Source organism: Streptomyces sp. NPDC127177 (assembly GCF_042672475.1).
Lineage (GTDB): Bacteria > Actinomycetota > Actinomycetes > Streptomycetales > Streptomycetaceae > Streptomyces.
In genome coordinates this window covers 48,025-57,677 of the sequence record NZ_JBHXUW010000053.1, presented here as the reverse complement: position 1 = coordinate 57,677, position 9,653 = coordinate 48,025, and the positions used below count along the sequence as shown (strand labels likewise).

At 71.5% G+C, this 9,653-nt stretch carries 7 protein-coding genes; 2 read left to right on the top strand and 5 right to left on the bottom strand.

Annotation, left to right across the window (positions count from 1 at the left end):
- Positions 1 to 95 precede the first annotated feature (95 nt).
- Both purH and purN read right to left on the bottom strand, forming a co-directional pair.
- The gene (purH, locus tag ACFVJX_RS27795; protein ID WP_384123140.1) at positions 96 to 1,649 is read right to left on the bottom strand and encodes a bifunctional phosphoribosylaminoimidazolecarboxamide formyltransferase/IMP cyclohydrolase; all 1,554 of its coding nucleotides are present in this window, start codon (positions 1,647 to 1,649) and stop codon (positions 96 to 98) included.
- Positions 1,636 to 2,292, bottom strand: a complete 657-nt coding sequence (gene purN, locus ACFVJX_RS27790; protein ID WP_384123142.1) for a phosphoribosylglycinamide formyltransferase — start codon at positions 2,290 to 2,292, stop codon at positions 1,636 to 1,638. Before purN ends, purH begins: the two co-directional genes overlap by 14 nt.
- A gap of 367 nt (positions 2,293 to 2,659) precedes the next feature.
- Here purN and ACFVJX_RS27785 point away from each other — a divergent pair, with 367 nt between their 5' ends.
- Entirely contained in the window at positions 2,660 to 3,673 is a 1,014-nt protein-coding gene (locus ACFVJX_RS27785) for a hypothetical protein (RefSeq protein ID WP_384123144.1), read from the top strand.
- On the opposite strand, the gene ACFVJX_RS27780 is transcribed toward ACFVJX_RS27785, so the two are convergent.
- Positions 3,663 to 5,447, bottom strand: a complete 1,785-nt coding sequence (locus ACFVJX_RS27780; protein WP_384123146.1) for a DUF6350 family protein — start codon at positions 5,445 to 5,447, stop codon at positions 3,663 to 3,665. The two genes, ACFVJX_RS27785 and ACFVJX_RS27780, sit on opposite strands and share 11 nt — an antisense overlap.
- 116 nt (positions 5,448 to 5,563) lie before the next feature.
- On the opposite strand from ACFVJX_RS27780, the gene ACFVJX_RS27775 reads away from it, so the two are divergent.
- Entirely contained in the window at positions 5,564 to 7,075 is a 1,512-nt protein-coding gene (locus ACFVJX_RS27775; protein WP_384123148.1) for a helix-turn-helix domain-containing protein, read from the top strand.
- 144 nt (positions 7,076 to 7,219) lie between these two features.
- Here the strand turns inward: ACFVJX_RS27775 and sucD are convergent, their stop codons facing one another.
- Positions 7,220 to 8,104, bottom strand: a complete 885-nt coding sequence (sucD, locus tag ACFVJX_RS27770) for a succinate--CoA ligase subunit alpha (protein WP_384123150.1) — start codon at positions 8,102 to 8,104, stop codon at positions 7,220 to 7,222.
- Positions 8,105 to 8,125: 21 nt separating this feature from the next.
- Positions 8,126 to 9,307, bottom strand: a complete 1,182-nt coding sequence (sucC, locus tag ACFVJX_RS27765; RefSeq protein WP_384123154.1) for an ADP-forming succinate--CoA ligase subunit beta — start codon at positions 9,305 to 9,307, stop codon at positions 8,126 to 8,128.
- Positions 9,308 to 9,653 lie beyond the last annotated feature (346 nt).

Here is a 9,653-nt window from a genome sequence, read left to right as displayed (position 1 = left end):
TTATCATTATGTAACACCGCGGAGCAACGCACGATGGGCCGGTCTCCCCTAACTCGTTGGGGGAGACCGGCCCTTCGTCGTACGGATCGTCCGGCTCAGTGGAAGAAGTGCCGGGTGCCCGTGAAGTACATCGTCACGCCCGCCTTCTTCGCGGCCTCGACCGCCAGTTCGTCGCGGACCGAACCGCCCGGCTGCACCACGGCCTTGACGCCGGCCCCGGTCAGGATCTCCAGCCCGTCGGGGAAGGGGAAGAAGGCGTCGGAGGCGGCGTACGCACCCTTCGCGCGCTCCTCGCCCGCCCGCTCGACGGCGAGCTTCGCGGAGTCGACGCGGTTGACCTGGCCCATGCCGACGCCGACCGATGCGCCGCCCTTGGCGAGCAGGATCGCGTTGGACTTGACCGCCCGGCACGCCTTCCACGCGAAGGAGAGCTCCTTGAGCTCATCGGCGGAGAGTGCGTCGCCGCTGGCGAGCGTCCAGTTGGCCGGATCGTCGCCCTCGGCCTGGAGGCGGTCGGTGACCTGGAGCAGTGCGCCGCCGTCGATCGGCTTGACCTCGACCTCGGCGGACGGGGCGTCGGGGGCGCGCAGCACGCGGATGTTCTTCTTGCGGGACAGGACCTCGACGGCGCCGTCCTCGTACGCCGGGGCGACGATGACCTCGGTGAAGATCTCCGCGACCTGCTCGGCCATGGCGACGGTCACCGGGCGGTTGACGGCGATGACACCGCCGTACGCGGACAGCGGGTCACAGGCGTGCGCGTTGCGGTGCGCCTCGGCGACGTCGTCGGCGATCGCGATACCGCACGGGTTGGCGTGCTTGATGATCGCGACACACGGCTCGGCGTGGTCGTACGCGGCCCGGCGTGCGGCGTCGGTGTCCGTGTAGTTGTTGTACGACATCTCCTTGCCGTGCAGCTGCTCGGCACCGGCCAGACCACCGGCGCCGGCGGCGTAGAGCGCGGCGGGCTGGTGCGGGTTCTCGCCGTAGCGCAGGACGTTCTTGCGCTCGTACGTCGTACCGAAGAAGTCCGGGAAGCCCGAGTCGTCGGCGGCGGCGTAGTCGGCCGCGAACCAGGAGGCGACGGCCACGTCGTACGCGGCGGTGTGCTGGAAGGCCTCGGCGGCGAGCCGCTTGCGGGCGGTCAGATCGAAGCCGCCCTCCCCGACGGCGGCCAGGACGTCGGCGTACCGCTCGGGGCTGGTGACGACGGCCACCGACGGATGGTTCTTGGCGGCGGCGCGGACCATCGAGGGACCGCCGATGTCGATCTGCTCCACGCACTCGTCGGCCGATGCGCCGGAGGCGACGGTCTCCTTGAACGGGTAGAGGTTCACGACCACCAGGTCGAACGGCTCCACGCCGAGCTCGGCGAGCTGCTCGCGGTGGGCGTCCAGGCGGAGGTCGGCCAGGATGCCTGCGTGGACGCGCGGGTGCAGCGTCTTGACCCGGCCGTCGAGGCACTCGGGGAAACCGGTGAGCTCCTCGACCTTGGTGACCGGCACTCCGGCGGCGGCGATCCGCCCGGCGGTGGAGCCGGTGGAGACCAGCTCGACACCGGCCTCGTGCAGACCACGGGCGAGGTCTTCGAGCCCCGTCTTGTCGTAGACACTGACCAGGGCGCGGCGGATGGGCTTATTCACCGACATGATCGAGATGAACCTTTCGTCCCTCAATGCGATAGCCGTCACGGGCGAGCCGCCCCACGGCCTCGACGAGCAGCTTGCGCTCGACTTCCTTGATGCGTTCGTGGAGAGCCGCTTCGCCCTCCGGAGTGTCCTCTTCGGTCACCTCGACCACGCCCTGCGCGATGATCGGACCGGTGTCGACGCCGTCGTCGACGAAGTGGACGGTGCACCCGGTGACCTTCACGCCGTACGCGAGCGCGTCACGCACGCCGTGGGCACCGGGAAAGCTGGGGAGCAGGGCGGGGTGGGTGTTGATGAACCTGCCGCCGAAACCGGCGAGGAACTCCTTGCCCACGATCTTCATGAACCCCGCCGACACGACGAGGTCCGGACGGTGGGCGGCGGTGGCCGCGGCGAGCGCTCCATCCCACTCCGGCCGTGAGGCATGGTCCTTGACCCGGCACACGAACGTGGGAATTCCGGCGCGTTCGGCCCGCTCCAGCCCCGCGATGCCGTCCCGGTCCGCACCGACCGCGACGACCTGGGCACCGTACCCCTCGGGATCGTCACCGATGGCGTCGAGCAGGGCTTGGAGGTTCGTACCGGAGCCGGAGACCAGTACCACCAGGCGGGCCGGAGCGGCGGAGGAGAGCGGGGAGGCCACGGCTGGGCCCTTTCTCGCGTGTGGAGCGGTTCGGATCGGCCGCGCCAACTGCCGCATCACCGGAGCAGCGGCACGACGGCCATGCTGTTTGTACGGTCGTACGAAAGAAGCACGCCCCCCGATACGGGGAACTCTACGAACGAGCCGACCGTCAGCAACGATACCGGCACCTTGCGGGGCCCTTGCGTGACGGGGGTGAGGGACCGGTGGGACGCCGGCTCGTGCGCGGGCGGTCGGTCCCGGTGGCAGCTGTCGGCCACCGTGCCTGTACTCCCAGCTTTCGGCCCCTCCTCACCGGGAGGTAGCGTCAGGGGACAGCGAACCGTCCACAGGGCGGAAATGACGAGATGGGGAAGACGTTCACCATATGCCGGACCGACGCCGCCGCAACGCCTTCCGCCACCCGCTGCCCGAGCAGACCTCACTGCTGATGCGGGAGCGCCAGTCCCCCACGCCGGGCTCCTCCTCCTCTTCTTCCTCCTCTTCCTCTTCGTCCTCCCCTTCCTCCTCTTCGCCGTCGGGCTCCTCCGGGTCGTCCGGGTCCGGCTCCGAGAACGACAACCCCTTCGCGCCGCCGCCGGAGGACCGCCCCGACCAGCCGTGGCAGCCGCGCCACCCGGCCAACGGCGACAGTGACGGCAACGGCGAAGGCGGGGACGCGCCCGACGGCGGCTCCCCGGACAACCGGCCCGTCTGGGGCAGCCAGTGGAGCAGCCACCAGCCCGGACGTCAGAGCGGCGGCTTCGGCGGCCGGCCCAGCGGACCGGCGGGGCCGAACGGACAGAGCGGCGGCCGGGGCGGTCCGGAGGGCGGCTCCGGCGGCATGCGCTGGGACCCGAAGGACCCCATGCAGCGCCGCGCACGCTACGCACTGCTCGCCGGCATGTGGGCCTTCTTCTTCGCGATCTTCGATCTGCCGGAGATCGCGCTGCTGCTGGGCGCGCTCGCGACCTACTGGTCGATCAGCGCGCTCCGGGCCAAGCCGAAGGAGCCGTCGGCGACAGGTACGGCGACCGGGACGGGCACGGCTCCGGGCGCGAGCACCGGCGCGGATGCCTTCGGCCAGGGAGATGGGCAGGGGCAGGTCACCGGGGCCGGTACGGCTCCCGGCACGGTCCAGGCACCTGGTTCCTCGACCGCACCGGGCGCGCCGGGCACCGCCTCCAACCAGCGCGGCAGCCGGCAGCAGACGACGGCCGCGGTCAGCGGTCTGGTGACGGCGCTGGTCGCACTGGCGATCGTCGCGACGTCGTTCACGGTGCAGCTGGTCTACCGGGACTACTACACGTGCGTGAACGACGCCCTCACCAAGTCGGGCCAGCTCTCCTGCAACGATCTGCTGCCCAAACCGCTGGAACCCCTCTTCGGCGTCAAGAAGTAACGTCCGGCGGGCGGACCGGGCCGGGCTCGACCGGCGGTTCAGCCGGCGGCTCGACCGGCGGCCCGACCGGCGGCTCAGCCAGCAGCTCGGCCGGCGGTTCCGCCCGCTCGTCGTCCGCCGCCGCCACCGTCGCCGTGTGCCAGGGATCGGTCGGCAGGAAGTCGTACAGGCCCAGGTCGTCGCCGTCCGGATCACCCGGGCCGGGTGCGGAGGCCGGCCCGGCGACGGGCGGGGAGACCTGCGCGGGCCCGGACGCGGGACGGAGGCCGGGGGCGAGGTCCGGTACGAGGCCGGGTACGAGTTCCGCCTCGGCCTCCTTCTCGGCCGAGCTGTCCCGCTCCGCCTTTCGGCCGACCCACCGCCGCCACCATCCGCGACCGACGGGAGTGCTGGCCGCCCCTTCCCCCTCTCCCGAACCCGGCGTCCCCACCGCGGCACCCGCTCCGGTCGCCGCTCCGGCCACCACTCCGGCCACCGGTTCAGCGGAAGGCTGCTCGGATGCGGTACGTCCACGCAGCCGCCAGGCCCGCAGCAGCAGTGCCGCCGGGACACCGAGCACCGCGGTCCACGCCAGTGCCGCCGCCCCCGTCAGCCACCAGACGGGGCCGAACTCCGACAGCGCGCGGGCACCCAGCGGCCCCCCGGCTGCCGCTGCCAGCAGTGCCGTGCCGATCCCGCACCCCGAGGCACCCAGCACGACGGTGAGCACGGTTTCCCGCACAGTCCACGCCTCCTCGCGCTCACCATGGGCGGGCGCCGCCCGCCGCACGGTGAACCAGGCGACCGTGAGCGCCGCCGCGACCGGGACCGCCGCCGTCGCCCAGTTCAGCGGTGACCCCGCGCCTTCGGCCGGCATGGCGGCCAGCAGCGGGAAGTCCGGCAGCGCGGGGCGGCCATCGAAGGCCAGCGGGCCGACCGTGGAAGCCGTGCCGAGCGCGAATCCCGGACCGAGCCCGTACGCCGCACCCCACACAGCAGCGTTCGGCACCAGCAGCAGGGCCAGGAACAGCACCGCGAAACGGCCGACCCAGTCGCCTGAGAGCCGCAGGAACGACTCCTGGACCGGGTCCGCGTGCCACACCAGAGCCGCCGCCACCACGACCGCCCCACCGCCCAGCAGGACCATCACCCCGGCCGCCGCGGACCGGCCCACCACCTCGGCCCGGCGCGCGAAGCGGGAACGCGCCATCGCCTCGTGCAGCCGCACCGGAGCCCAGGAGGGTGGCGGCCCGAGCGGATGCCCGGAGGCCGTCCAGACTCCGGCCGCCGCCGCGACCGCGACCACCAGGACCGGCGGGAAGAGCAGGGACAGCGGCTCGGCGGACATCGAGGAGCCCCGCGCCCAGAGCGCGACCGCACCCCCGACCAGCAGATAGCCGCCCGCCACCAGGGCGAACGCGGCCCCGGCCGAAGGCGCGCATCTCCCTTCGTCGGGCTCCAGCACATCCCTGGCCGCGCGGTGCACCAGCCAGACCGGCAGGGCGCCGAGCAGCAGGGGGACGACACCGACGGGCGCCGGGGCCCCGGTCAGGGTGTCGGTTCTGATCAGTTCTGCGCCATGGGCCAGCAGCCAGACGTCGACTGCTGTGCGGAAGGCCTCGCCCGGGCCGCTGTCGGAGGCCGGGGAACTGATCCAGAGCACCATGACGAGCACGGCGATGGAGCCCAGTCCGAGCCCTGCGGCAAGCGCCCCGCGCAGCAGCGCCGAGGCCAGGACGGCGGGTCGTCCCTGCTCGGCCGACAACGACGGGCTGCGTTCGGTCACTTGGGTCACACCGCAATGCTGCCAACGACACGCGCTTATTCCATGTAACGGGCGAATGACCGCTGTGTCGCTCAATATACGTTTATGTACTTTTTCACCCAGTGCAGGCCGGGCGGGGAGCCCTCATGACACAGAGCACGACCGGCACGGCAGCAGCCCATCCGCTCCCGTCACCCAAGGAGCGCCGCAGGCTGCGGGAGGCGAAGTCACTGAGTGAGGAGCAGGTGGCGGCGGCCGTAGGGGTCACGCGCGCCACGGTCCGAGCCTGGGAGACGGGCCGCACCAGCCCACGCGGGCGCAAGCGCGAGGCCTACGCCCGGCTGATCGGATCCGCCGTGCCCCCGGAGCCGGCGGCCGGCACCTCCGTACAGCCCGCACCGCCGTCGCCCCCACCCGAGTCCCGACCGCCGACCCCCGTGGCAGCCACCGGGAGCGTCGCCAAGGCCACGACCGAGCCCGGCACCGCACCGGAGCCGCCCGGGGTCGTCGCCGAGACCGGTGGGACCGGTCCCACCGGCGGGGCCGCCCAACCCGACGAACCCGGCGGGAGCGGCGAGACCGGCGAGCGCGGCGAGGTCATCGCCGTCACCGTCGCCACAGCAGCTGTCGTCACCGCCGGTGACGACAGAGACGGCAGAGACGGCAGAGACGGCAGGGAAGACAGCGACAGCGACAGCGACGACGGTGAGGGGGCGGGGACCGGGGCCGCTGCCGAGGCCGGGGTGGATGGTGCTGCCGAGGCCAGGGCCGAGGCTGATACCGAAGCTGATGCCGAGACCGGCGCAGATGCTGATGCCGATGCTGATGCCGATGCCGGGCCCACGCCCGCCGAAGCGTTCGACGCCCTGTACCGGCATACCGCCGCAGCGCTGTTCCGTCAGACCTATCTGCTGACCGGCCGCCGCGGTCTGTCCCGCGAGGCCGTCGCCAAGGCCTTCGACCTCGCCTGGCAGCGCTGGCCGGAGGTGGCGGTGGACCGGGACCCGGTCGGCTGGGTACGGGCCGCGGCCTACGAGCACGCGATGTCCCCGTGGCACCAGTTGCGCCGCGAGCACCGCCACCCCGACCCGCCCCCCGAGGCACCGGGCCCCCGCGCACTGCTCGACGCACTGCTGGCCCTGCCGCCCTCGTACCGTCGGACGCTGCTCCTCCACGACGGTGTCGGGCTTGGGCTGCCGGAGACCGCGGCCGAGACGGAGGCGAGCACTCCGGCGACGGCGGGGCGGCTGATGACCGCCCGAGCGGCCGTCGCCGAGCAGTTGCCCGAACTCGCGAAACCGGCGAGCCCGGACGAACAGTCCGCGCTGCTGCACGAGAAACTGGGCGCACTCGCACTCGCCCAGCCCGCGTCCTCGCTGCCGGTGCCTGAGCTGATCCGCACGGGCAGCGAACGCAAGGCCCAGCTCTGGACGCGGGCGGCCATCGCGTTCACCGTGCTGCTGATCGGCCTGACGCTGATCACGCTGGCCACGGCACCGAGGAAGTACGAGACCCCCCAGTCACCGGCGCAGCAGGTCGGCGGGGTACCGCCGCTCGGAGGTCCGCAGAAGCTGACGCCGCAGGACAAGAAGCTGCAGAAGAAGCTCGGTGGCGAACTCGTGAACGGTCCGGGCCGGCTGGTCCCCGGGGTGCGCTGAGGAGGCAGACCGGACAGCCGAGGCGCGCCGAGCCTGCGGACCGGACAGAAAGACGCGGGCCCGTGCCCCCTGCTCGGGGGTACGGGCCCGCGTCTCTGTGTGCGGTGGCACGTTCCTGCGGTGGTGCTCCGACGCGGTGAGGCGTCAGGCGCCGAGGATCTCGCGCGCCAGCTTGGCGGTCTCGGTCGGCGTCTTGCCGACCTTGACGCCGGCGGCCTCGAGGGCCTCTTTCTTCGCCTGCGCGGTGCCGGAGGAGCCGGAGACGATGGCGCCGGCGTGGCCCATGGTCTTGCCCTCGGGGGCGGTGAAGCCCGCGACGTAACCGACGACCGGCTTGGTGACGTTCTTCGCGATGAAGTCCGCCGCACGCTCCTCGGCGTCGCCGCCGATCTCGCCGATCATGACGATCAGGTCGGTGTCGGGGTCGGCCTCGAACGCCGCGAGGGCGTCGATGTGCGTCGTACCGATGACCGGGTCGCCACCGATGCCGACGGCGGACGAGAAGCCGATGTCGCGGAGCTCGTACATCATCTGGTAGGTCAGCGTGCCGGACTTCGACACGAGACCGATGCGGCCGGGCTTGGTGATGTCGCCCGGGATGATGCCGGCGTTCGACTGGCCGGGGGTGATGAGACCCGGGCAGTTCGGACCGATGATCCGAGTCTTGTTGCCCTTCGCGCCGGCGTACGCCCAGAAGGCGGCCGAGTCGTGAACGGCGATGCCCTCGGTGATCACGACGGCGAGCGGGATCTCGGCGTCGATCGCCTCGACGACGGCGGCCTTCGAGAAGGCCGGCGGCACGAAGAGGACGGACACGTTCGCGCCGGTCTTCTCGATCGCTTCCTTGACGGAACCGAAGACCGGGACCTCGTTGCCGTCGAAGTCGACGGAGGTGCCGGCCTTGCGCGGGTTCACGCCGCCGACGATGTTGGTGCCGTCGGCGAGCATGAGCTTGGTGTGCTTCATGCCCGTCGCGCCGGTCATCCCCTGGACGATGACCTTGCTGTCCTTGGTGAGGAAGATAGCCATGGTGGTCTGAGTCCCTCTTCCTTACTTCGCAGCCGCGGCGAGCTCGGCGGCCTTGTCGGCCGCGCCGTCCATGGTGTCCACGCGCTGAACGAGCGGGTGGTTGGCGTCGGAGAGGATCTTGCGACCCAGCTCCGCGTTGTTGCCGTCGAGGCGCACGACGAGCGGCTTGGTGACCGCCTCGCCCTTGGTCTTGAGCAGCTCGAGCGCCTGGACGATGCCGTTGGCGACCTCGTCGCAGGCGGTGATGCCGCCGAAGACGTTGACGAAGACGGACTTGACGTCCGGGTCGCCGAGGATGATCTCGAGGCCGTTCGCCATGACCTCTGCGGAGGCGCCGCCACCGATGTCGAGGAAGTTGGCGGGCTTCACGTTGCCGTGGACCTCACCGGCGTACGCGACGACGTCCAGGGTCGACATGACCAGACCGGCACCGTTACCGATGATGCCGACCTCGCCCTCGAGCTTGACGTAGTTGAGGTTCTTGGCCTTGGCGGCAGCCTCGAGCGGGTTGGCTGCGGCCTTGTCCTCGAGCGCCTCGTGCTCGGGCTGACGGAAGTCGGCGTTCTCGTCGAGAGACACCTTTCCGTCCAGGGCCAGGATGCGGCCGTCCTTGGTCTTCACCAGCGGGTTGACCTCGACGAGGAGGGCGTCCTCGGCGACGAAGGTGTCCCAAAGGGTGACCAGTGCCTCGGCGACACCCTCGGCCACGTCGGCCGGGAACTTCGCCTGGGCCACGATCTCGCGGGCCTTGACGATGTCGACGCCGTCGACGGCGTTGACCGGGACCTTCGCGAGGGCCTCGGGGGTCTTCTCCGCGACCTCCTCGATGTCCATGCCGCCCTGCACCGAGGCCATGGCCAGGAAGGTGCGGTTGGTGCGGTCGAGGAGGTACGAGACGTAGTACTCCGCCTCGATCTCCGGAGACAGCTCGGCGATCATCACCTTGTGGACCGTGTGGCCCTTGATGTCCATGCCGAGGATGTCGGTCGCCCGGGCGACCGCCTCGTCGGGGTTGGCGGCCAGCTTCACGCCGCCGGCCTTGCCACGGCCGCCGACCTTCACCTGGGCCTTGACGACCGACTTGCCGCCCAGCCGCTCGGTCGCCTCGCGGGCTGCCTCAGGCGTCTCGATCACTTCACCGGCCAGCACCGGTACACCGTGCTTGGCGAAGAGGTCCCTCGCCTGGTACTCGAACAGGTCCACGCGCGTCCGTCCCTTATCAAATGGTCTCGCGGTTGGTTTTCTGCGTGGGCGTGCCGCGAGGGGCAACGTGACTGCTCTGTCACTAGGAAGGCGCACACGGTGACCGAATACGCGGCATGTCCGTCTCGCAGGTTATCCCCGAGCCCCGCAGGACCCTAAATCGCAGATCACACCTGGGCGGTGATTACGGTCACAGACCGCCCTGGTGACCGGGTCGCGGTGGACAATTCGGCGCGGCCGGACAGCGGTCGACGGCCCGCGGACGCGCCGGTCGACGGCACGTGGGCCGCGCCGGTCGACGGCACGTGGGCCGGGCGGCCCCCGGTCCGGACCATGGCGGGTCCGG